General features: G+C 37.8%; 23 protein-coding genes. 13 read left to right on the top strand and 10 right to left on the bottom strand.

The window, feature by feature from the left end:
* Positions 1-108: 108 nt before the first annotated feature.
* The 5 genes from AAOP42_RS23125 to AAOP42_RS23105 all read left to right on the top strand — a co-directional run bounded on the left by AAOP42_RS23125 (position 109) and on the right by AAOP42_RS23105 (position 5,062).
* Entirely contained in the window at positions 109-1,032 is a 924-nt protein-coding gene (locus tag AAOP42_RS23125; RefSeq protein ID WP_349530967.1) for an ATP-binding cassette domain-containing protein, read from the top strand.
* A 45-nt stretch (positions 1,033-1,077) separates the two neighbouring features.
* Positions 1,078-1,803 carry an ABC transporter permease gene (locus AAOP42_RS23120; RefSeq protein WP_349530966.1) on the top strand — a complete coding sequence of 242 codons (726 nt, stop codon included), beginning with the start codon at positions 1,078-1,080 and terminating at the stop codon, positions 1,801-1,803.
* 32 nt (positions 1,804-1,835) lie between these two features.
* Entirely contained in the window at positions 1,836-3,347 is a 1,512-nt protein-coding gene (locus tag AAOP42_RS23115; protein ID WP_349530965.1) for a GldG family protein, read from the top strand.
* Positions 3,348-3,418: 71 nt separating this feature from the next.
* Entirely contained in the window at positions 3,419-4,330 is a 912-nt protein-coding gene (locus AAOP42_RS23110) for a DUF4340 domain-containing protein (protein WP_349530964.1), read from the top strand.
* 147 nt (positions 4,331-4,477) lie between these two features.
* On the top strand, positions 4,478-5,062 hold the full coding sequence (locus tag AAOP42_RS23105) for a DinB family protein (protein WP_349530962.1): 585 nt from the start codon (positions 4,478-4,480) through the stop codon (positions 5,060-5,062).
* A gap of 77 nt (positions 5,063-5,139) precedes the next feature.
* Here AAOP42_RS23105 and AAOP42_RS23100 read toward each other — a convergent pair whose 3' ends face one another.
* Positions 5,140-5,883 carry an aspartyl/asparaginyl beta-hydroxylase domain-containing protein gene (locus AAOP42_RS23100; protein WP_349530961.1) on the bottom strand — a complete coding sequence of 248 codons (744 nt, stop codon included), beginning with the start codon at positions 5,881-5,883 and terminating at the stop codon, positions 5,140-5,142.
* 200 nt (positions 5,884-6,083) lie between these two features.
* Here AAOP42_RS23100 and AAOP42_RS23095 point away from each other — a divergent pair, with 200 nt between their 5' ends.
* Positions 6,084-6,815, top strand: coding sequence for a phosphocholine cytidylyltransferase family protein (locus AAOP42_RS23095; RefSeq protein WP_349530960.1), 732 nt, complete (start codon positions 6,084-6,086; stop codon positions 6,813-6,815).
* 9 nt (positions 6,816-6,824) lie between these two features.
* Here AAOP42_RS23095 and AAOP42_RS23090 read toward each other — a convergent pair whose 3' ends face one another.
* Entirely contained in the window at positions 6,825-7,424 is a 600-nt protein-coding gene (locus tag AAOP42_RS23090; protein ID WP_349530959.1) for a LicD family protein, read from the bottom strand.
* 30 nt (positions 7,425-7,454) lie between these two features.
* Between AAOP42_RS23090 and AAOP42_RS23085 the strand changes: the two genes are divergently transcribed.
* Positions 7,455-8,369, top strand: coding sequence for a stealth family protein (locus tag AAOP42_RS23085; protein ID WP_349530958.1), 915 nt, complete (start codon positions 7,455-7,457; stop codon positions 8,367-8,369).
* Positions 8,370-8,406: 37 nt separating this feature from the next.
* The gene (locus AAOP42_RS23080; RefSeq protein ID WP_349530957.1) at positions 8,407-10,017 is read left to right on the top strand and encodes a cyclic peptide export ABC transporter; all 1,611 of its coding nucleotides are present in this window, start codon (positions 8,407-8,409) and stop codon (positions 10,015-10,017) included.
* A 193-nt stretch (positions 10,018-10,210) separates the two neighbouring features.
* Here the strand turns inward: AAOP42_RS23080 and AAOP42_RS23075 are convergent, their stop codons facing one another.
* The 6 genes from AAOP42_RS23075 to AAOP42_RS23050 all read right to left on the bottom strand — a co-directional run bounded on the left by AAOP42_RS23075 (position 10,211) and on the right by AAOP42_RS23050 (position 15,991).
* The gene (locus AAOP42_RS23075) at positions 10,211-10,714 is read right to left on the bottom strand and encodes a hypothetical protein (RefSeq protein ID WP_349530956.1); all 504 of its coding nucleotides are present in this window, start codon (positions 10,712-10,714) and stop codon (positions 10,211-10,213) included.
* A gap of 114 nt (positions 10,715-10,828) precedes the next feature.
* The gene (locus AAOP42_RS23070) at positions 10,829-11,440 is read right to left on the bottom strand and encodes an ABC transporter ATP-binding protein (RefSeq protein ID WP_349530955.1); all 612 of its coding nucleotides are present in this window, start codon (positions 11,438-11,440) and stop codon (positions 10,829-10,831) included.
* Positions 11,441-11,503: 63 nt separating this feature from the next.
* Positions 11,504-12,283 carry an acyl-ACP--UDP-N-acetylglucosamine O-acyltransferase gene (lpxA, locus tag AAOP42_RS23065; protein WP_349530954.1) on the bottom strand — a complete coding sequence of 260 codons (780 nt, stop codon included), beginning with the start codon at positions 12,281-12,283 and terminating at the stop codon, positions 11,504-11,506.
* Complete coding sequence (locus AAOP42_RS23060; RefSeq protein WP_349530953.1) at positions 12,280-13,674, bottom strand: bifunctional UDP-3-O-[3-hydroxymyristoyl] N-acetylglucosamine deacetylase/3-hydroxyacyl-ACP dehydratase; 1,395 nt, start codon at positions 13,672-13,674, stop codon at positions 12,280-12,282. The genes lpxA and AAOP42_RS23060 overlap by 4 nt, the downstream gene beginning before the upstream one ends.
* Before the next feature lie 43 nt (positions 13,675-13,717).
* Positions 13,718-14,755, bottom strand: a complete 1,038-nt coding sequence (lpxD, locus tag AAOP42_RS23055) for a UDP-3-O-(3-hydroxymyristoyl)glucosamine N-acyltransferase (RefSeq protein ID WP_349530952.1) — start codon at positions 14,753-14,755, stop codon at positions 13,718-13,720.
* A 6-nt stretch (positions 14,756-14,761) separates the two neighbouring features.
* On the bottom strand, positions 14,762-15,991 hold the full coding sequence (locus AAOP42_RS23050; protein ID WP_349530973.1) for an HD domain-containing protein: 1,230 nt from the start codon (positions 15,989-15,991) through the stop codon (positions 14,762-14,764).
* 107 nt (positions 15,992-16,098) lie between these two features.
* Here AAOP42_RS23050 and porX point away from each other — a divergent pair, with 107 nt between their 5' ends.
* From porX to AAOP42_RS23025, 5 genes are all read left to right on the top strand, one after another.
* On the top strand, positions 16,099-17,661 hold the full coding sequence (gene porX, locus AAOP42_RS23045) for a T9SS response regulator signal transducer PorX (RefSeq protein WP_349530951.1): 1,563 nt from the start codon (positions 16,099-16,101) through the stop codon (positions 17,659-17,661).
* Positions 17,662-18,084, top strand: a complete 423-nt coding sequence (gene tsaE / locus AAOP42_RS23040) for a tRNA (adenosine(37)-N6)-threonylcarbamoyltransferase complex ATPase subunit type 1 TsaE (RefSeq protein WP_349530950.1) — start codon at positions 17,662-17,664, stop codon at positions 18,082-18,084.
* Positions 18,077-19,303, top strand: a complete 1,227-nt coding sequence (locus tag AAOP42_RS23035) for an alanine dehydrogenase (RefSeq protein WP_349530949.1) — start codon at positions 18,077-18,079, stop codon at positions 19,301-19,303. The genes tsaE and AAOP42_RS23035 overlap by 8 nt, the downstream gene beginning before the upstream one ends.
* 89 nt (positions 19,304-19,392) lie before the next feature.
* A complete protein-coding gene (locus tag AAOP42_RS23030; protein WP_349530948.1) occupies positions 19,393-20,889 on the top strand; it encodes a sulfatase-like hydrolase/transferase in 1,497 nt (498 codons plus the stop codon).
* A gap of 219 nt (positions 20,890-21,108) precedes the next feature.
* Positions 21,109-21,822, top strand: coding sequence for a cysteine peptidase family C39 domain-containing protein (locus AAOP42_RS23025; protein ID WP_349530947.1), 714 nt, complete (start codon positions 21,109-21,111; stop codon positions 21,820-21,822).
* A gap of 71 nt (positions 21,823-21,893) precedes the next feature.
* Here AAOP42_RS23025 and AAOP42_RS23020 read toward each other — a convergent pair whose 3' ends face one another.
* Both AAOP42_RS23020 and AAOP42_RS23015 read right to left on the bottom strand, forming a co-directional pair.
* On the bottom strand, positions 21,894-22,130 hold the full coding sequence (locus AAOP42_RS23020; RefSeq protein WP_349530946.1) for a CDGSH iron-sulfur domain-containing protein: 237 nt from the start codon (positions 22,128-22,130) through the stop codon (positions 21,894-21,896).
* Positions 22,131-22,203: 73 nt separating this feature from the next.
* On the bottom strand, positions 22,204-24,036 hold the full coding sequence (locus AAOP42_RS23015) for a sulfatase-like hydrolase/transferase (RefSeq protein WP_349530945.1): 1,833 nt from the start codon (positions 24,034-24,036) through the stop codon (positions 22,204-22,206).
* Positions 24,037-24,104: the final 68 nt, after the last annotated feature.

The following is a 24,104-nucleotide window of genomic DNA, read 5'->3' as shown; positions in this document are numbered from 1 at the left end:
TTTTTAACATTTCAATTTGAATCTTGCTTGAATTTTTATCATTGACTTTATAAACTTGCACCGCATCAAATTAAAAATTAGAATTGTGCAAATTATCAGATCACAAGTATGTCAATAGTAATAGAAGAACTCACCAAAAAGTATGGTGAACAGAAGGCTGTAAACAACATTTCTTTTGAAGTGAAGACAGGTGAGGTGGTTGGTTTTCTTGGGCCTAACGGTGCAGGAAAAAGTACAACAATGAAAATGATCACCTGTTACATGTCTCCTACTAGCGGAGACATTAAGCTGGATGGTCTTTCAGTACTGAATCAGCCTGAAGAGATAAAGAAGAAAATCGGATACCTGCCCGAGAACAACCCACTCTACACTGACATGGCGATAGTGGACTATCTTAGATTTACCGCAGAAATACAAGGTGTGGAAAAATCCAAGATTTCCAGCCGTATTGGTGATATGATTGATATGTGTGGATTGGGAGTGGAAAAACACAAAAAGATCAACGAGCTTTCTAAAGGCTACCGACAAAGAGTTGGATTGGCACAAGCGATGATTCATGACCCAGAAGTGTTGATTTTAGATGAACCTACTACAGGTCTTGATCCAAATCAGATTATTGAGATAAGAAAGTTGATCAAAAAACTGGGTAAGGAAAAAACGGTAATTCTGAGTTCACATATCCTGTCTGAAGTGGAAGCCACTTGTGACAGGATATTGATTATCAATAGAGGGCGTATTGTGGCCGATGGGTCTGCAGATACACTCAGACATCAATCAGAAGGACAAGAGCTTTTGACCATTCAGATCGAAGCATCAGGCGGAGACGTGCATAAAGCCTTGCTAGGTTTGCCAACGGTCGAAAAAATTGATGCTTTGGAAGGAAAAGAGGGTTTTTATCGTGTGCAAAGTAAACCGGAGAGCTTTTCAAGAAAAGCGATTTTTGACCTTTGTGTACAAAATAAATGGTACCTTATGGAAATGACTGGCATAGAAACCCGTCTTGAAGATGTTTTCAGAGAGCTTACCAATTAATAATTTTCAATTTGTATTTAACTATCAAAATAAACAATCAGACTTATGAATAAGATCTGGATAATAACTAAAAGAGAGTTAGCCTCATTTTTCGATTCGCTCATAGCCTATGTATTGATTGTCATATTTCTGGGACTCAGTGGCTTTTTTACATGGCTTTTTGGCAACAATGTATTTATAATGAATCAGGCAAGCCTTCAGGTGTTCTTCGGAATAGCCTTTTGGTCGCTGTTCTTTTTTATTCCGGCGATTACCATGCGAATGTTGGCAGAGGAAAATCGTGCCGGAACCATCGAATTGCTCAGTACCAAAGCCATTTCGGATTGGCAGATTGTTGTTGGAAAGTTTTTGGCTTGTGTGCTTTTAGTTTTGATAGCCTTGCTATGCACACTGCCTTATTACATCACAGTGAGCCAACTGGGATCTGCTGACCATGGAGCCATCATAGGAGGTTACCTGGGCTTGTTGTTGCTTTCTGCAGGTTACATCAGTATTGGTATATTTTGCAGTTCTATCACCAACAATCAGATAGTGGCTTTCTTATTTGCCTTGCTCATTGGAATATTTTTCCAGTTGTTGTTCGATGTGATGGGTTATACATTTCGAGGAGGAATTGGAAGTATATTTAACTACCTCAGCATGAGAACTCATTTTGATTCTCTTTCCAGAGGAGTGATCGACTCCAGAGACCTGATATATTTTGGTTCAGTGATTATGGCTGGGTTAGCATTTTCTCAATCTATGCTTTCCAGAAGAAATTGGAGTGCTTAATTTTTTTGAAAAAATTGGAATAACTTAAGACAATGAAGAAAAGTACAGTAATAGTAAGATTATCCGTTTTTATGCTCATTCTGGTGGTCATAAATATGATTTCTTCAAAACTATATTTCAGATTGGATTTTACTGAAGATAAGCGATATACCTTGAGTGATGCGACATTGGACATACTAGAAAACCTGGATGATGTCATTACAGTGAAAGCGTATTTCTCAGAAGATCTTCCTACACAGCTTATCAGTAACAGGCAGGATTTTGAAGATTTGTTGCTGGAATATGAAAACAGATCAGAAGGTAATATTGTGTTTGAATTTATTAGTCCGAACGATAATGAAGAAATAGAACAGGAAGCACAGCAAAACGGCATACAGCCGATAGTGGTAAATGTGACTGAAAAGGATCAGGTACAACAGCTCAGAGCTTACATGGGAGCTGTATTGATGAAGGGAGAAAAAAAAGAAATCATACCACTGGTGCAACCGGGTGTGAACATGGAATATGATTTAACCACTTCTATTAAGAAAATATCAGTTGACGACAAAGCCAAAGTAGCACTATTGCAGGGACATGGTGAGCCTACTGTTCAGGAAGTAGCACAATTGGCACAGCAGCTTTCAGTATTGTATGATGTGGAGGCTTATACCATTTCAGATACGGATGAAATTCCGGCATACTTCAAAGCAGTGGTGATGATAAATCCTACTGACACCATTCCATTGGCTCATTTCACTAAAATTGACAATTACATGGCTCAGGGTGGAAATGTGTTTTTGTCTCATAGCAATTTGAATGGCGACCTGTCAACCGGGCAGTTGAGTGTAGGAAGTGACATAGGAATCAGGGGATGGCTGAGTCGTAAGAAAGTGAATATGGGGAATCAATTTGTAATAGATGCAAATAGTGGTTCTGTTACTGTGCAGCAACAAAATGGCATGTTTAATTTCAGGAGTCAGATCAAGTTTCCGTATTTTCCAAGAATCAACAACTTTGCTGATCATCCTGCAACAAAAGGATTGGAAGACATCATGCTTCCGTTTGTAAGTGCTTTGACATACAGTGGCACGGACTCACTGGTCAATTTTACTCCTTTGCTGATGACATCAGAGACATCTGGGTTTGCAGCAACCCCGGGATATGTGGATGTCAATAGAAAGTGGACACAAAATGATTTCAATCAGGGAGAACAGGTTGTTGCCTTGGCACTGGATGGGCCTCTTGGAGGATCAGTTGATTCCAGATTGGTGGTAATATCCAATGGTCGGTATGTCATAAATGGCAGCCCTCCTCAGCAAATCAGTGAAGACAATGTGAATTTCACATCCAATGCGATTGACTGGCTATCGGACGATACCGGACTTATTGATTTGAGAACCAAAGGAATCTCAGTTCGTCCTTTGGATGCTGTGGAAGATTCTACAAGAGAGATGTTGAAATACGGCAATGTGCTGGGGCCCATTTTCCTTATCCTTATTTATGCATTTGTGAGAAGGCAAAGAAATCAAATGAAGAGAAACAAGTGGAGAGAAGGGGTTTATTGATTCATTCTATCCACCACTAACCTTTAATTATTGGTTTTACCTTTAATGTTAAAAGTCATTATATAGAAAAAATGAAATTATCAAACATAAAACTCATAGGTATTCTGGTCGCATTGGTGGCTATTTATGGCATAGTTCAATTGACCGGAGGAAAGAAGAAAAGCAAGTCGTTGCGCTCTGAACTTGTGGAGATTGATACAGCCAAAGTGACGGCCATCAACATCGAATCAAAAGCTGGAATAGTGGAGTTGACTAAAAAGGGTTCTGACTGGGAATTGAAATTGGCAAATGGAAAGGTGGTGCCTGCAACTCAAGCTTCGGTTTCTAATACTTTAGGGGCACTACTTACCATCAAGCCGTCCAGAATGGCTACTAAAAATGAAGCCAATTGGAAAGATTATCAGGTAGATTCTACGGGTACAAGGATCAGAGTGATCGAAGGATCAGAGACTACACTGGACATGGTAATCGGGCGTTTTGGAATGGAGGGACAGAGGGCGTATCATACATTTGTCAGACTGTATGAAGACAAAGAAGTATATGCGGCTAATAATTTCATGAGTTTTTCTGTGTCCGCTGAGCCTTCTTCGTATCGAAACAAGACTTTGGCCAGAATAAAAAAAGATTCACTGATAAACATAAACTTCAGTTATCCGGCTGATTCTTCTGTTCAATTAAGCAAAGTCGGGGATCGGTGGACTGCAAACGGTCAATCTGCTGATTCGACCAATGTAGCCAAGTACATTTCAGGATTAAGCTATGTTAACGGCAATAATTTTGTGGATGACCAAAGTAATTTAACCGTGCCGGTAATTTCTGCCACTTTTCAATTTTCTAATAGCAACGATATCACTATTGAAGGATATCAAAGTGACACCACATGGGTATTTCATTCTTCTGAGAATGATATAGGGTATTTTTCTGATGAAACTTTACTCTCAAAAGTATTTAAAGGTATGAGTGAATTTGTGCCGAAGGAGTAGATTATTAGAATTTTAAAATAGACGAAATAACCCTGTTGTGTAAATCATGACAGGGTTTTGTTTTGTGATTTCATTTTTAGATGGTCATTGAAGAATGGAGTTAATTTTTTATTTAACTTGTATATGAAAATCAAAACTCTATATACCATGAAATTACCACTATTACCTATTGCATTTGTAGGATTAGCATTTGGGCTGACCTATTGCTCCCCTCCGGCAGAAAAAGAAACCATTGCAGTGGAGGAAGTAACAGAAACACCTTCTTACAGCATAGTAGAACAACATGAATTGGTTTGGAAACAAGCCATAACGCAATTGCTGGAAATGGCTGATGCCATGCCGGAAGATCGGTACGACTACAAACCTCACGATAGTTTGAAAACATTTGCAGGTCAATTGGCTCATATTGCCGGATCTTCTAAAGTCATTGCCAACATGTTTTTGAAGGATATAAAACCAGCAGGCCCACCACCGGATATGGATTTGTCAGGAATTAGCAGAGAAGACCTGAAAAATATGGTTAGTACCAGCCTGAACGAGGCATGGGATATTATTAAGACCATGTCAAACGATCAACTGCTAAATGAAACTACTACAAGTTTTTCAGGAAATACAATGAGCCGTCTGGAAGGAATGATGTTTGCTCATGACCACCTTACCAACCACAAAGGCAAGGCAAATATGTATATCAGGATGAGTGGCATATCCCCACCAAAATATCGGTATTACTAAATTTGGGTCATCAGTAAGAAATCGAAAACCACTTCAAATTAATTGGAGTGGTTTTTTTGTGTATGAATGGCTAGTGGTTAGAATTTTACCACAGCATTTTTAGCTACTTTTTTAACACCTTCAGTAGAATATGCCACATTTAGCATAATTTTATTGATTAGACTGAGTAATAAAGGAAGTTTACGCTCGACATCAAGCCATAAAATCACTCTGATTTCTTTAGATTGATTGTGTGCATCATGGGTGTAGTTGTCATTAAATAGCACTCCTTCACCGTTTTTCCAGTAATATTTATTGCCTAATTCTGATATTTTAGTTTTATCAATTTTCTCGTTCGCTATTCTTATCCAACATTCTTGGTTGGCATTGTTGTTTGGAATGATTACACCCAGATGATACCTCATGAATCCATCATAGTAGCCTTCGTGTGGCGTTATATATTGTTCAGGATCTAGTATGCTGAAAAAGGCAGTGCGGATTCCCGGTACTTGTGTTAATATTTTGGTTGTTTCAGGACAGACTTCACAATTTTCTTTCACAAAAACACCAGACTTTAACATAAATGACTTCCACTTAATAGTATGGATTCCTCCTTGGGTTTGATTGCCCATTAAATTTTTAACATCCGTTATGTTTTCTTTGAATGTTAAAATATTTTCACACTCTTTTCGGATCAAGGGATAGTTGTCTTCAAGTATTTTTAGTTCGGGGTAGTCTTTATAGCAGTCTGTCACAAAATTTGGAGTCTTCCTGATCACACCAATTTTTTCCAGTTTTCTAAATAATGAGTTCACCCTATAAACTATGCCACGATTAGTCATATAATTTTATGTGTTTATTACTTCCAATTAGATCAAAGATTATCCGAATTACCATCAATAGCAAATTGATAAATGGAAATTATGACAAACGAGAATACGTATTTATCAAACCTTACAAGGCATTAGTATTTGATTATGATTACTTGTCCTATCTTCGCCATTTATTATAGTAAGTATTAGAATATACAAGAAGGAGATACGTGGAAAAAAGAATAAAAACAGCCGTGATATTGGCTGCAGGTAGTGGCATTAGATTGAGACCCAAAACCTACAATATTCCAAAGGGGTTTGTGGAGGTAGGAGGTCAAACACTTATCGAGCGTTCATTGAAGATACTTCAGGTAAAAGGAATAAAGAATATTATTATAGGTTGTGGTCATCTCAGCAAGTTGTATGAAGGTATTCAAGATCAGTACAATTTTGAGATTTATAAAAATGTTGACTATAAATCATCAGGGAGTCTTTATACTCTGGTACTTGCTGAGAAAATAATAACAAATGATTTCCTGATTTTGGAATCGGATATTCTGTATGAACCAAGAGCTATTGAGGCGTTGGTTCATGCTGAAGAAGAAAACCTGATACTTGCATCAGGTGCTACTAATTCAGATGATGAAGTATATATTGAAGCAGATGATGACATGCGATTTATTACCTTAAGTAAAGATAAGAGTTTAGTAAACAAGGTTACCGGAGAGCTGGTTGGAATTACAAAAATATCCAAAAATGCATTGTCTTCATTGTGTGATTTGGTGAGGGCTGACGAACAATATAAGCATTGGGACTATGAACGTGGATTTACTCAAATTTTAAATAAACATAATTTTTTTGTGAGAAAGATAGATGATTTGGTTTGGTGTGAAATCGATAACGAAAAACATTTAAAAAGGGCAAAGGAACTCATCTATCCTAAGTTGGTCGAGAAAGCCTGATTAATTGATTTACAGCTTTTTGCGCCAATAACCAGTCGATTTGTCCCTGACGGCATCTGCACCAATATATCCATAATAGTGTTCCAAATATGCCTTGGGTTGATTAGGAACTAAAGTAGAAGCTTCAAGGAATGCAACTTTTTTCAGTGGAAAAGTAATCTCTTTTGATAAAGGTTTTACTTCACAAGGGTATTTGGTGATTTCATAGTTGGCCAGCATTTCATTTTTATCTTCATAAAAATAAAGATCTATTTTGAATCCTTTGTATTGTATATACAATTTTGGGCCCCTATGTCTATAAGATGAGTCATACATCACAAAACCTTTGGGCAAAGAGTGTCTGGATTCCCATATTTTTGAATAAAAACATTCCGGTATTCCAAAGTCAATATCCAGATCAAAAGCCAATATATCTTTTTCTCGATAGTATCCCAGGAGAGTGCCATAATCCAGCCAATAGTCAATATTTAATTGCTGTAAATGGTTATTAGTTACCTGATAAGCATGTCGTAAAATAGCACGCAATCTTTGTTTGTAATTTCCAGGAATAGCGGTAAAAAAGACATTTGTAAATCTTTGGATATGTTGCCATAGATTGATATTCTTCATAACATTGTGCTGGTTTTTTAAATAAGTCTGTTGGATACAAGTAAACAAAAAATTGACATAGTATATACCTGGGTCGATGGTGCAGATGGCGAATTTATAAAAGCCAGTCAACATTACAAGAATAAAAGCGAGGATGTGAATCCCGAGCGCTTTCGGGACATGTATGACATGCTTAAGTACAGTATCCGTTCCCTTGAAAAGTATGTGCCTTGGTTCAATAAAATATACATTGTTACTCAACGACCACAAGTACCAGAATGGCTGGATACCTCCCATTCCAAAATTCAGATAGTACACCATGACGAGTTTTTTGAAAATAAAGAGCACCTTCCTACTTTTAATTGCCTGTCAATAGAAAGCTATCTGCATAAGATTCCAGGAATATCAGAGTATTTTATGTACCTAAATGATGATTTTCTTTTTGGAAAAGCAACGCCTTTAGAATTATTCCTTTCATCCAAAGGGGTTATTAGCGTTTTCGGGACTATTATGGGTGAAAATCTACCTTTCAGGATTTATGATCGTAAATTTGATATAATAGGCTTGGGATTAGTAGAACATTGTCCTCTTCTGATCAAAAGAAATTACTGGGCGGATATGATGCATGTACATCCTGATGAAATCGAAGAAACCAGACGTGGTAAATTCAGAATGGGCTACCACATAAGACCACCTAAATTATATAAATATTATATGCTCAAGTATCAAGGAAAGTATAGTAGAGCCATCAAACTATGGAGCCTAAAGAAGGTAAACATGTTTCATAAAATAACTAATAACTTGCCTTATCAAGAAAAGAGAATAGCCAAATTAAAATCAATGAAACCAAACTTCTATTGCCTCAATGATGACCAGAAGGACAATCCAAACATGAAAGTGGTGAAATTGGTTCAAAATTATCTCCAAGAGACTTACCCAAACCCTTCTTCATTTGAGAAAACATGAATGAGGATCAATTATTTTACTTTAGAGTTTGCTATAAATGAAAACAATATTATTCTTCATTAGAAAATCTATAACTAAATTTTTGTTAGCTTCATTATTGAGTGTAACAGGAGGGCTTTGTGGGACTTTTGCTATAAAACAACTCAATGATGCGGTTCATGCAGGCTTGTCTGATCCTAACAAATTTATACTATATTTTGGCTTGTCAATTTTTGGTTTTATAGTTCTCTCGGTTATATCTACAAAACTATTGGCTGTTATTATTCAAAATTCTATTTTCGAACTCAGAAAAGAATTTGCATTGAAATTAACTCAAGCCAGCTATCAAAAAATAGAGAATAAGAAAAAGGAAATATTGAATGTGCTTACCCATGATATCACTACCATTTCTAATCTTATAGATAAAGTTCCAAATTTAATTGTGAGTTTGTCATTGGCATTGGGGATCCTGGGATACTTGTTTTATTTATCTCCGAAGTTATCTCTACTTGTAGCTGGTGTCTTTTTGAGCTCTTTTATTATCCTTATGCTTACTAATAAAAAACTGAGGTATTATGCTCATATGCATAGACAGGCTTGGGATAAATGTTTTGTGAAAATAAATGATATGGTATTCGGACTTAGGGAGTTGAATCTGAACTCAGAGCATAAATCATTTTTTGTTGAAAAGGAGTTGCCGGATGCATTGAAAGAGGAACTTTACTTTAAAATTAAAGAAAGAGTGAATATTCAGGTCTCTGATAAATTAGCAGAGTCTCTTATGCTGTCAGGGTTAGCCGTTATCATCGTAATAATTTATTATAATCAGATGGTAAGTTTTGAATTTTTTTCAGAATTTATCATGATGTCGATATTCATGTTATCACCAATGGCCAGTGTGGCTGGATTTATGAAAAACTTGCGTCCACTGGAAGCGGCTTTGAATCATATTGATAAGCTTGGAATCTCATTGAATCTCTATAAAGAGGAGTCTGTTTCTTTAGAAAATACAATAGTAGCGGACAAAGGATTTTTAAGTCTCAGAGGAGTGTCCTATGAACACACAAGTAAGGATTCCGACTTTTCTTTTACATTGGGACCAATCGATCTGGATATCAATAGGAATGAAATATTGTTTATAACTGGTGGGAATGGAAGTGGGAAAACAACTTTATCTAAAATAATTACTGGTTTATATGTTCCAAAATCAGGGCAGATATGGCTTAATGGAAATTTTATTGAGAGGGAAAATTTAATGCTTTTAAGAAACAAGTTTTCTTCTATATATTCAGACAACTATGTATTTGAAAATATCAACTACATAGATTTTGAAGAAGGGGAGGTAATCCGGTTGTTACATGATTATAAGCTTTCTGGAAGAGTAAGATTGGATAAAGGTATTTATTCAGAAATACACTTATCTTCCGGGCAATTAAAACGATTAGCCATGGTGACAGCAATATTGGAAGACAAGGAAATATATTTGTTTGATGAGTGGGCAGCAAATCAGGATCCTACTTTTAAAGAATTGTTTTACCAAAAACTTTTACCGGATATGAAGAAGGCAGGTAAAACGATTATTGTTATAACTCATGATGAGCAATATTACGATAGTGCAGACAGGGTAATTAAAATAGTAGAAGGGAAATACTTTACTGATGTTTTGTGACCCCAATAAAAAATATATTTTAGTTAGTTTGACAAGGTAATGTATCCAACTATCATTCTCTCAAAAACAATTTGAGTGGAGGTCTTTAATTGGATGTTAACTGTGGCTGGTAATGACATAGGAGATTACATTAAAAGACACAAAAAAGGCTCGAATTTCGAGCCTTTTTTGTGTTGTGTGTCTTATTTGTGTATTAGAAATTGAATTCGAAAAACCAATCTCCGGCAATTCCCAATGTCCTACCATTGGTATCTGCCTCCGGTACATTAAATGAAAGATTTAAACCTGAAGCTGTAACGGCTGAAATCGCTACAGTTCTGGCACCTCCACTAAATCCACCATTTACCGTAAGTGTTTTGCAGTTTGCATCAGTTGAAGCAAATGTCCAGGTGCCACTGGCAGCCCAGATGTTTGCCAGAGAGGTGTCGTCGAAAGTTCCAACGTTGGTGCTATAACTACCACCATCTTTTGACCCTTCAAAAGAAAGTGTAAACCCTGTCCAATCGTCAGTGACAATTGTGCCATTAGGATTGGTGACCTTTTTCACTGTTGCAGTTTCTGCAACTAAAAAACCAGCATTTACCACGCAAGGGTCAATCGGAGCGTCCGGTTCTTCACCTCCGCCTCCACAGCTAGCAAAAATCGCCAAGGCGAGAATCAGCGCAGCTGTTGTAAAATAATTCAAAAACTTGTTCATGTTGTGTGAGTTAAGATTAAAAAATTTTTTTCCTTAAGATCAAAAATATATCTTTTTAGGATATGCACCTAATTTCCAGTTCAGAAAAACGCAACAATTATAGGAGGCTTTGGATCAGTTAAGATCAATGATAAGGTCAGTAATACCATACTCATAAGCCTGATTAGAGGCAATGATAAGTATTCTGGAACCAGCCACGGATGCTATTTGTTCGGAATACCATGATACTCCCTGTTCATCCATGTTTGAGGTGGGTTCGTCCAGCAAAGTCACAGAAGCCTGTGAAAACAATGCCAAACCAAGCTTGAGTCTTTGCTTCATGCCGGATGAAAAATTGCTGATGTACTTGTTTTTGCTGTCTTCCAGGTACATTTTGTGCATTAAATCATTTAATGAATAACCTTCCTGTATTTTTTTGAATTGGAAGTGAAAATGGAGTAATTCCTTAAGAGTAAGTTCTTCTATCAGATCGAGATACGGAGCAGCGTAAGTCAGATGTTTGTAAAATTGGTCAGAATCCAATGGTTTGCCGTTGCTTTCGTAATGGACAGATCCGGATGAAGGGAGGTTGATACCCGAAATGATTTTGGTTAGTGTAGATTTCCCACTTCCATTAGCACCGGTAATCGCATAGGTTTTGTTTTGTTCGAAGGAATAATTCAGGTTTTTTATCACCCACTCCCGGTTGTTAAATCTTTTTCCTATTCCTTCGAGTGTTATATTCATTTTTAGCAGTGGATCAAAAACTGATCTAAGACTAGTATGGTAGTGCTTATAGACTTTATTCTATTAAGTATTGAATCCTTTCATTATTCCACGATTGGAGTTTCCAACAAATTTAATGATTTCATCTCGTTCGGTTGAGGAGGGCATTTCCACTTTTATGAGGTCAATGGCTTTGGAATTGTTCATGCCTTTGAGGTATATGTAGCGATAAACTTCCTGTATCTCGTTAATTGACTCGTTGGAATAGCCTCTTCTTCTTAATCCAATGGAATTGATGCCACAGTATCCCAGAGGTTCACGTCCTGCTGTAGTGTAAGGAGGTACATCTTTTCTCACTAATGATCCCCCTGATACCATTGCGTGCATGCCTATGTTTACAAATTGGTGAACGGCACTGGCACCACCAATAATGGCATAGTCATCGATATTGCAATGTCCTGCTACCTGTACGGCATTTACCAGGATGCAATTGTTTCCAATAACACAATCATGTGCTACATGCACATAAGCCATAAGCAGGCAATTGCTGCCAATGATGGTTTTGTGCTTGTCCATTGTTCCCCGGCTAATCGTTACAAACTCTCTGATAACGGTGTTGTCGCCAATTTCCATGATGGTTTCTTCCCCTGAGAATTTTAAATCCTGAGGAATGGAAGAAAGTACTGCTCCCGGATATATTTTACAATTTTTACCAATTCTGGCACCTTCCATGATGGTAACATTCGATCCCACCCAGGTACCTTCTTCAATCACTACATTTTTGCTAATGGTAGTAAAAGGTTCGATTACAACATTCCTGGCAATTTTAGCCTGTGGATGTATATAGGATAATGGTTGATTCATGAATCTTTTTTAACAATACTGGCAGTCATTACTCCTTCACATGCAAGGTTGCCACCTACATGAGCCGTTCCTTTCATTTTCGCAATTCCTCGTTTGATAGGTGCCAGCAATTCACATTTGATAACAAGGGTGTCTCCGGGAAGAACCATTTTTCGAAATCTAAAACTTTCTATTCCCAGAAAATAAGCCCAGTAGTTTTCGGGATCCGGTACGGAATTTAATACAAGAATACCTCCTATTTGAGCCATAGCTTCTACTTGTAAAACTCCCGGCATAACAGGGTTTCCGGGAAAGTGCCCCTGGAAAAATGGTTCGTTAAAGGTTACGTTTTTAACCCCGGCCACATAAGTATCATCCAGATAAAATATCTTGTCGATAAGTAAAAACGGATACCTGTGGGGTAGTATTTTGGTAATTTGATTGATGTTGATTACCGGAGGAAGAGTAGGATCATAGTCGGGAACTATGCTCTTTTTTTCCTGTTCCATCAATTTCTTTATTTTTTTTGCAAAGGCAATATTCGAGGCGTGTCCTGGTCTGGCAGCAAGTATCTGTGCTTTCAAAGGGCGGCCTACCAATGCCAAATCTCCAATTACATCCAACAGTTTATGTCTGGCGGGTTCGTTGGGGTATCTCAATTCGACATTGTTTAGAATGCCTTCTTTCTTTACTTCAACTTTAGGTTTGTTGAAAAGCTTTGCCAATTGATCCAACTCATCGTCTTCTATCACACGATCAACTATGACTATGGCATTGTTCAAATCACCACCTTTTATCAGGCCCCTTTGGTGCAATTCTTCCAGTTCATGTAAAAAACAGAAAGTACGGCAAGATGCTATCTGGTCTGAAAAATCTTCGATATTGTTCAGTGAGGCATGCTGGCTGCCAAGAACCGGGGATTTGTAGTCAACCATTACCGTGACTCTGTAATCTTCCGATGGCAATGCAGCCAATTCTATTTCATTGGCTTTGTCTCTAAAATAGATGCTTTCTGGTACTTCAAAATAATTTCTCTGAGCACCTTGTTGTTCAAAACCTACTTTGTTTAAAGCTTCTATGAATTGTATGGCACTTCCATCCAATATTGGAGGTTCAGGGCCATCCAGTTTTATCAAAACATTGTCTATTTGCAGACCGGCAATGGCTGCCAATGTATGTTCGACGGTATTTATACGTCCACCATCCTGCTCTATAGATGTTCCTCTGGAAAGGTCAACTACATTGTCCACATCAGCATCAATAATCGGCTGATGACTCAGGTCAGTTCTTTGAAATTTTATTCCATGATTTGGTGGAGCTGGTTCGAAGGTCATATTCGAAACGACACCTGTATGCAAACCTACTCCTGAAATAGTAACAGGCTCTTTTATAGTATGTTGATAAACTTTCATGCTTTAATTATATCTGGCAAACTTCAGAAACCACCCTGCGGAATCAAGTCGGCAAATTTAGTATTTTTTGTTCAAGTTCCTTTATCCTGTTCATCAAATCTGGCAACCGCTTAAAAATCACATAAGATTTCTTATAATCAGCCATCTCGAAGGCAGGACTTCCCAGCATTACTGCTCCTTTTTTGTTTATATTTTTGGTGATACCTGATTGTGCTGCTATGGTAATATGGTCTCCTATTTTCAGGTGGCCTACTATGCCGGTTTGTCCGGCAATAACACAGTTTTCTCCGACCTTAGTTGATCCGGATATGCCGGCCTGAGCAGCTATTACCGTATTTTTTCCGATTTCAGTATTGTGTGCGATCTGAATAAGGTTGTCGAGTTTTACTCCACTTTTAATTACAGTAGATCCGAATGTAGCACAATCGATAGTAGTGTTGGCACCTATATCAACATGATCTTCGATTACCACATTCCCAATTTGCGGAATGGTTTTATAGGTACTGTCTTTTTGAGGGGCAAACCCAAATCCATCGCTACCAATAACTGCTCCGGAATGCACTACGCAATGATTTCCTATTTTGCAGTTGGCATAAATTTTTGCTCCGGAATGAAGGATGGTATTGTCACCAATTATTACATTGTCTCCGATATATACTTGTGGATAGATTTTGCAATTGTTACCTATCGTTACATTGTTTCCGATGTAAGAAAATGCACCCCGGTAAACATTTTCGCCATGTGAAGAATCACTTCCCATGAAGCTTGGTTCTTCGACCCCTAACTTCTGAAATGAAATCATTTTATGATATTCCTCCAGTAGTGCTGTGAAGCTGAGGTAGGGATCATCCACACGAATAAGGGTAGTTTTCACTTCCTCCTTAGGTTCGAATTTATGGTCAACAATTACAGCACTTGCTTTGGTTGTATAGATGAAGTTTTCATATTTTGGATTGGATAAAAAAGATATAGAACCTTCTCCTGCTTCCTCAATGCTTTCTATATTATTTACTACCAGATCAGGGTTGCCTTCTACTTTAGCATTCAAAATATGGGCAATCTGAGAAATTTTAAAATCCATAAAATATTAAATGATTACTTCTTTTGGGCAGCAAAGATAGTATTTGGTTACAATTTTACTCATTGCTTTTATATTGGGAAGCTCAACAGCCGTATCAATATCAATTATTTCCCCTTTTTTGGTGAGTATGTTTATTTTTTGCCCGCTGGAAATATAGGCCTCATTGCTTATTTTTCCACTTCCAACAAAGTATTCAGCTTCTTCTGTGGTTAGGTTAAATTGGGCTTTAATTTTTTTCTTTATGCTATCAATTTGTTCATTAGATTGGGGGATGTTGTTCATTTCTATCCTGAATATCTTTCTTCCCAACAGCATTTTGCTGAGTTTGGAGAGTACAAAATCTTCATGGTCAACCCAGAATTTCATTGAACCCCATACGTCACTGTCGTCCAGCAAGGCAAATACGTCTATAATATCCGGGTTTTGCTCAAAATCATTTTTTGAAACATTTCTTTCTAAAAAGATAGCAAGAGCAGGAGTAGCAATCACTTTAACACCTTTTTGAGTAAGGTGACGGGCTCTTTTGATTATTTGGATCAGCATTTCCTCAGCACTTACTGAAGTCTTGTGAAGGTACACCTGCCAATACATGAGCCTTCTGGCGCTCAAAAAATTCTCTATGCTATAGATACCTTTTTCTTCGACTACTATTTGATCGTGTCTTACATCAAGCATTTTGATGATGCGCTCCGACCCAATAGTGCCTTCGGATACTCCTGTAAAAAAACTGTCTCGTCGGAGGTAATCAATTCTGTCTATGTCAAGCTGACTAGAAACCAATTGATGAAAAAACATTCTTTCGTACTCGCCTTTAAAAATCTTTATGGCCAAATCCAACTTTCCGTCATAAACGGCATTTAACTTATGAAGGATGATGAGGGAGATTTCTTCATGAGATACTCCGTTGAGTAAACTAAACTCCAAAGTGTGTGAAAAAGGGCCATGGCCTATATCATGAAGCAGAATGGCAATAAGGGAAGCATTGTGCTCCGCTTCGGATATCTTTACTCCTTTGGTGGCCAGGTTTTCCAAAGTGAGTTGCATCAAATGCATGGCTCCAAGGGCATGGTGGAAACGAGTGTGGAAAGCTCCGGGATATACAAGGTTGGTCAGGCCGAGTTGTTTGATCCTTCTTAGTCTTTGAAAGTAAGGATGTTCTATGATGTCGAAAATCAGTTCGTTTGGAATAGTAATAAAACCAAATACAGGGTCGTTGATTATCTTGTTCTTGTTTATTTTCAAAATATAGTTGTTATCCCTTAAGTTGGTATTACTATTGCTGACTATGAAGGAGGTGTTGAAGTTTAATTTGTAAAATTATAATACTCAAAATAAAGGATATTATGCGGAAATATAAAATTTTATGGGCGGATGATGAGATTGATTTGTTAAAACCTCATATTTTGTTTTTGAATAAAAAGGGGTATGAAGTAGAACCTGTCAATAGCGGTGCGGATGCTTTGGAAAAGATAGCGGAGGACTCATACGATTTGGTGTTTTTGGATGAAAATATGCCTGGCCTAACCGGGCTTGAAACCCTTACACAGATAAAAAGTACGCTTCCTAATCTTCCGGTAGTGATGATCACTAAAAGTGAGGAAGAAAACATAATGGAAGAGGCGATAGGAGCCAAAATAGCTGATTACCTGATTAAGCCACTTAATCCTAATCAAATTTTGTTGTCTATTAAAAAAATACTGGACAACAAACGGTTGGTCTCAGAGCACACCAACCAAAGTTACCAGCAGGATTTTACCAATATCAGTCTGGCAGTAAATGAAGACCTTGATTTTAATGAATGGATTGAGGTATATAAGAAAATGGTGTTTTGGGAACTTGAAATTGACAAAACTTCTGAAAAGGATATGGCGGAAGTGCTTAATATGCAAAAGGAAGGTGCCAATGCTGAATTCACAAAGTATATTATCAACAATTATGAGTCATGGTTGAATGATGCAGATGTTCCAAAACCGTTGCTTTCTCATCAATTGATGAAAAAGGAAGTGTTTCCCAAGCTAACAGGTGAAAAGCCTGTTTTTTTCTTTGTAATAGATAATTTGAGATTCGATCAATGGGAATTATTGGAGCCAATCATTGGTGAGTATTTTAATATTGAGAGTAAAAATCCTGCATTCGCAATATTGCCAACTACCACTGCATACGCCCGAAATGCTATTTTTAGTGGTATGATGCCATCAGATATGGCAAAGTATCATTCGGATTTATGGGTAGATGAAATAGAAGAAGAAGGGAAAAATAATTTTGAAGAGGAATTTTTGGCTCGTCAACTTAAAAAGAACAATCTCGATATTAAATTTTCATACCATAAAATAGTTCACAAAAACCAAGGCAAACAATTGCTGGCTAATTTCAATAACCTATTCAACAATGACCTGAATGCAATTGTTTATAACTTTGTTGATATGCTTTCTCATGCCCGTACGGATATGAAAATGATTCGTGAGCTGGCTCCTGACGAAAGTGCGTACCGCTCTCTTACTAATTCATGGTTTTTGCATTCTACTTTGTTTGAAGCTTTGAAAATTCTATCACAAAAAGATGTGCATGTAGTTGTCACAACCGATCATGGAACTATCCGGGTCAAAAGGCCGGTCAAAATTGTAGGAGACAAAAACACAAACACCAATTTGAGATTTAAAGTTGGAAAAAACTTAAATTTCAAAAAAAGCGATAATGTTTTCGTGTCCAGAAATCCCGATAGCTTGTTTTTGCCAAAAGTAAACGTGTCTAGTTCTTATGTATTTGCAACTAATGATGACTTTTTTGCCTATCCTAATAACTACAATTACTATGTGAATTATTATAAAGATACATTCCAACATGGAGGAATTTCCCTTGAAGAAATGATCTTGCCGGTTGTACATTTGCAACCAAAAAACACTTAAATGACAATTAGGTATTCTGATTTAGGAGAAATTGATGGTGTAGCTCAAGAAGTAATCCAGGCTTGTAAAGGATATAATATTTGGCTTTTTGAGGGGCAGATGGGAGCGGGTAAAACTAGTCTCATCAAATCAATTTGCGCTCAAATGAATGTAGTTGACAATGTAAGTAGTCCTACATTTTCATTATTGAATGTTTATCAGACTGACACAGGTGATGAACTTTTTCATTTTGATTTTTACAGGATAGAAGACCAAATAGAGGCGATTGACATTGGTTGTGATGAATATTTCTATTCTGACAATATTTGTTTTATTGAATGGCCTGAGAAAATACCTTCACTGATTCCTGACAGATTCGTTAAAATAAGTATTAATTTAGTAATAGAAAACGAACGTGAGATTAGCATAACAGAACATGAGTGACCAGCTTAAGGGTAGTATTTCTTCATTGGCATCTGAGTCCCGCCTATATCCTCAAGAAGTACTGTTAAAGGTTAAGAAAGACAGACATCAGTTATTTATCGGGATACCTAAAGAAAGCTCCGAGCATGAGTATAGAGTGTCTCTGACTCCCAAAGCGGTAGAGTTGTTGGCTGCAAATGGCCATAATGTAGTAGTTCAATCTGGAGCCGGAAAGGGTGCTAATTTTACCGATCATCAATACAGCGAAGCAGGTGCTAAAATTAGTTCTGATGTGGAAGAGGTTTTTTCTTCTGACATTGTGCTTAAAGTAAAATTTCCCAGTCTGGAGGAATTGAAAAAGATCAAAAATGGTAAAACACTTATTTCTACCATTCACCTCAATGATGGATTTAAAGAACGTATAAACCTGATCAATTCAAAGAAAATTACGGCCGTTGGGTATGAATACATTGAAGACAAAGTAGGAGGATTGCCTATAGTAAGGGCGATGAGTGAGATTGCCGGATGTACAGCTATACCGATCGCTTCGGAATACCTCAGTGCAACCAATAAGGGGATGGGAGTACTTTTGGGAGGGATTACCGGAGTGCCTCCTACAAAAGTGGTGATATTGGGAGCCGGGACTGTGGCTGAATATGCAGCCAGAGCAGCAGTGGGTTTTGGTGCTGATGTGAAGGTTTTTGATCCACATATTTACAAATTAAGGCGGTTGAAACATCTTTTGAATCGTCAAATATTTACATCTACTATTGACCATTCCTCTTTGCAAAAAGCCTTAAAAGATGCGGATGTGGTAATTGGTGCAGTACGTGCGGAAAAAGGATTGATTCAACACATAGTGTCTGAGGAGATGGTTGCTCAGATGAAAAAAGGAGCTGTAATCCTTGATGTAAGCATTGATGAAGGTGGTTGTTTTGAAACCTCCGAACCTACCAATCTGAGAAATCCTGTATTTACAAAGTATGACATCATTCATTATTGTGTTCCTAATATAGCTTCTCGTGTCCCAAGAACTGCCTCAAGGGCATTGAGTAATATTCTTACACCTGTCTTGTTGGATGTTTCTCAATGTGGAGGCATCAATGATATCATTTTCCAACACAAATGGTTTATGAAAGGAGTGTACGCCTATAAGGGCTCGTTGACCAATTATCACTTGTCAAAGAAATTAGACCTCAAGTTTAAGGACCTGACTTTGCTTATGGCAGCAAGGTTTTAGCTTAATTGTCTCGAAAACTTTCGTATCAATTAAGCTTTGGTACAAATACTGGTTATATTGGTCTTTGTTTCATATTAGCTTTGTTTGTAATGAAAAATTTAACTGCGAAAAGAGTCATGATTTTAGTCGTGATTCTCTCTCTCTTTGGTTGCTCGTATGAAAAAAAAGTCAAGCTTCCTAAGAAAACGAATTTTATTCAAATACTTACAGATGATCAGGGTTGGGGAGATTTGGGTTCATTTGGACATCAGTATATCCATTCCCCCAATGTAGATCAGTTGGCTAAGGATGGCATTAAATTTACTCATTGTTATTCTTCTGCTTCAGTTTGTTCTCCAGCCCGGGCTTCCATCATGACAGGCCGAACGCCGTACAGGACTGGTGTGTACCGTTGGGTGCCAGCCAATCATGAAATTCATCTTCCTGCGTCTGAAATTACATTACCACAATTGTTGCAAAAGGCTGGTTATCAGACAGCCCACTTTGGCAAATGGCACCTTAGTCATTATTCAGAAGAGAGAGCTGACGGTGAAGAGCAATACAAAAATTATGGCTATGGCGAAGACCCTGATCAACCAAGTATGGAGGATTACGGGTATGACTATTGGTTTGCTACCGGTAATGTTGCTCGCCCCTCTCATAAAAAACCACAAAATTTCTTTCTCAATGGGAAAGCTATGGGTACTATTGAAGGGTTTTCTGCTCAAATTGTTGCTGATCAGGTAGTGGATTGGATGGATAATCATAGAGAGGAGGACAAACCTTTTTTTATGACTCTATGGTTGCATGAGCCTCATGGACCCATTGAGACTGATTCTGTATTTATGACTCATTATGATGAATTGAAAGATGAGAGTTTGAAACAGTATCTTGGAAATGTTACTCAACTGGATGCTGCTGTAGGATCTGTTATTCAAGCTTTGGAAAAAATAGGCGAGACAGATAATACTTTGGTGTGGTTCACCAGTGACAATGGACCTGAAGGGCCACATCCTTATGGCTGGTTTAACCTTGATGATAAGACTTTTGGGGGTAGTAGATTTAGGGGAAGTACAGGCGGTCTTCGAGGACGCAAACGACATTCTCATGAAGGAGGAATCAGGGTGCCTGGTATCATTAAATGGCCTGAAGGTTTAAAATTGTATGGGGTTAAATCAGGGTCTGTTAGTGCTGAACCTATCATTGGAGCAGATGTTTTTCCAACGTTTCTGGATATTGCAGGTGTTTCACTTCCTGAAAACAGGGTAATTGACGGCAGCTCAATTTTGCCTGTACTACAAGGGCAGCCATTTAATCGTGAGCGACCACTTTATTGGAGAAACAATTTCAATGAAATGAAGATAGCCTTACGCATAGGTGATTGGAAAATTCTTGGTAATTCGATGCGAGAGAATTTTGAATTGTATAATCTGATAATTGACCCCCGTGAAACCACTGATTTGTCTGCCCATGAACCAGAGCGTTTCGAAACAATGAAAAGAGAGTTAATTGCCTATGACAAAGAAGTACTCGCTGAAGGTCGCCCTGACTGGTATCCGGAAAAGATGAAAAGTAAATTACCTCTAGAAGTAAATCAAGGTCAGTAAGCGAATCATTCTTGGCTTGCTACGCATTGTTTTTAGTGGATATGGCTATCTACTAATTCGATCTATTTATTAACAATAATCAAGTTAATTACTTTGTAAAATACCCACAAGTACGGACACAAAATACCATTATAAGGCTATTTAATATCTTTTTTGTGTGAATTAAATTTGGAAAATACATTGTTATAATTTTTCCTTAATTATTAAACATAAAAGAGCATGAGTGAACTAATTGATCAGAATCTAACACTGGAGGATACTCCAAAGTTTAATCAGGAATTGTTTGGTGACTATCAAAGAATGGCAGAAGAAGTCGATTCTTTAGCGACTAAAGAACAGGTTCTTATTGAAACAAGTAGAAGTAGGGTTACTGTTAATTCTTTTAACGCTTTCCGTACAGTCCCTAAGGCAACAAATTATTGCGGACAAGCTGCATGTGCTTCAATTATCAAAGCCTGGGGAAATCAAGGCAGCAAAAGTGATGAAGAATTGGCTGATGACATATACAAAAGATTTCCACCAGATATTTTCGGAGGGGCTTGTGGAACCTCTCCTAGTCGAGTTGCCCAAATCCTACAGGCTTATGGCTTTAAAGCAACTTACGCTCAAGTAGGAGCCTGGCTTCCCGGTGGGTTTCTTAACCCTCTCAATCAAATCGCATGGCAGCATCATAGAAACCACGTAATAGACAAATGGGTGAAAGCCGGATATCCTGTTATTACGCTTGTTGATGCTGGAGCTATTGGTGGTCCTTGGTTTCAACCACATTGGGTGCCATTAGCTTCGGCTAATGATTCAAATGCGACTATCTGTAATGCTTTTGGTAATGGGTACATTAACTTGCCCATGAAAATTGATCGCTTTCATGAGGCATGGGAAGTTCGTTTTTTGCCCGGTTTGAATTTTGTTTCGTTATTGCCCCAACCCCTTTGATATTCACATAGTAGCAAAAAAACATAGCCTTACTTAAAGGCTATGTTTTTTTATCAAGATATGAGTTATACTTAGTTAGAATGTGATCCATCACAATATGGTGGATTACTGGTTTGTTTACACACACAAAAATACATTGTTTCGCTTTCTTCTGCCGTGAACACCATGGGACGCAATGCCGTGGGCTTATGCGCTCCGTTGCAAAACGGCTGAGCTTCGGAGAGACCACAGGTACACCATGCGTAATTTTTTCCTTCTTCCAGTTCAATTTCAATTGGCTTATCGCCTGCCCTTTTAGGTAGTTTCATTTTTATTCAAGTTAATGTTATGCTCTAAGATGTGCAGTAAAATACGAATTAATCTTACCAATTAAAGGTAATGTTATTGAAGTTTTTCAACAATTCTTTTGGCAGCCCTCACATCGTAGGTGAGACCGGTAAGTTTCTCAGATGCTATTTTTTCTACCTGTGGTAAAGCTGCTCTGGCGTCTTCACCCATCAAATCCATGACATTTAATGCCATGGTACGACCCATTTGGTATTCACTTTTCAGACAGTCAGTTAAGGTGTTAAGTGCTAACTGCTTTTCACCCATTTTATAAAGAGCCTCTGCTGCAGCTATTCTTACTGCAACTTCTTCGTCTTTAGTCATCGATTTGATCTTATCCTTAACTTTTCTTGCTTCTTTATTGAGGATCACACATCCTATAAGCGACCAGTATCTTACTGCAGGGTTAGTATCTTCCAGCCTGTTTATAATTGTATCCATGTAGGCTGAATCTCGTCTTGTAGCGATATCTGCCGTTTCCATAATGCGATCAAATGGAAATTCATCTTTTCTAACATACTCATACAATGGCATGTCTGCCGATATTCTTTCTATCATTGGTTCAGGTATAAATCCTATATCAAGAATCTCTTTTTGCCATCGCAAACCTTCAGTCCTCATCCCGGTGAGCACTTTAGTGTATTTCGGATCGTTTGCAAGGTTGTTTACATTGTGGGGATCTGTGCTGATTTCAAACAATTCCTCGGCAGGTTTTTCTTTCCAGAATGCAGATTGTATTTCATTCAATTCACCATCGAGGTAAGCTTGCTCCCATGACTTCATGGATGGTGCTTTCCACAAGTATTCTATATATTGTCCATAAATGCGATGAGGCATGTAGTTTCTGATGTAGCGAAATTTTTTGTTTCTCACTGATCTGACCAAATCAAAACGCTCGTCCATCCTGCCTCTAAAACCATATGCGTATTCCTTTTCGGTTGTTTTTTTTCCTAAGAATGGAGTGCCTTGCATATTGGCTGGTATTTCTATGTCCAATATATTGAGAAGAGTAGGACCCATATCCATTAGATTTACGATTCTATCGGTTTCACTTCCCACTTTTTCTTTGGACAGATGTTGGTATTTTTCAGGTAAATAAACAATTAAAGGCACTCTCAGCCCAGACTCGTACATGAATCTTTTGCTTCGTCCCAATACTCCTCCATGATCGGAATAGTATATCACTATAGTGTTTTCTTCCAGTCCGGATTCTTTCAATTCAACAAGCACTTTACCCACCTGTGCATCCATCATTTCTACCTTGTCGTAATACTGAGCCCAGTCATGTTTCATCTCTGGTGTTTTTGGATGGTATGGAGGAATTGGAGCCGATTCAGGATCATGTTTTAACTCCTTGTTCGGCACGAATTTATGGATACTACTTTCATGGCTGATGTTAAAGTTAAAGATGTGGAAAAATGGTTGTCCCTTTTTTCTGTTTTTGTAGTGGGCTTCCTTACCTGACTCATCCCATGCGTCAGGGTGATCGAGGGTGTTGTAGTCTTTCTTTGAATTATTAGTGCAGTAATATCCTGCTGCTTTTACCAGTTCTGGGTAAAACTTAAATCCTGCTGGTATTGGATAGTTACTTCGCATTTGGTGGGTGCCCAGTGAGTTGGCGTACATTCCCGTGATAATAGATGATCTTGTTGGAGCGCATACAGGAGCGGGAGCAAAAGCATTGTGGTACAATATCCCTTTGGCTGCTAATTGATCCAAATTGGGTGTGGTGGCATAGTCGTCACCATATGCTCCCAGAAAAGGACTGTTGTCTTCACTCACTATCCATAGTATGTTGGGTTTTGAGTCTTCTTTTTCTTCTTTTGGTTGACAGGATAAAAAAGTGATGCCCAAGAAAGTGATTGCCAGAAATTTGATATGGTTCATTGTAGTGATTGATTTTTTTGTAATATAAAAACATTCATATTCTCAATCAATGTGATCTCATACTTGGC

This window comes from Reichenbachiella sp. MALMAid0571 (assembly GCF_040151475.1).
In the GTDB taxonomy this organism is placed as follows: Bacteria; Bacteroidota; Bacteroidia; order Cytophagales; family Cyclobacteriaceae; genus CAXBNB01.
Note: the sequence above shows the minus strand (reverse complement) of the source record. Positions and strands in the feature narration are given on the sequence as shown.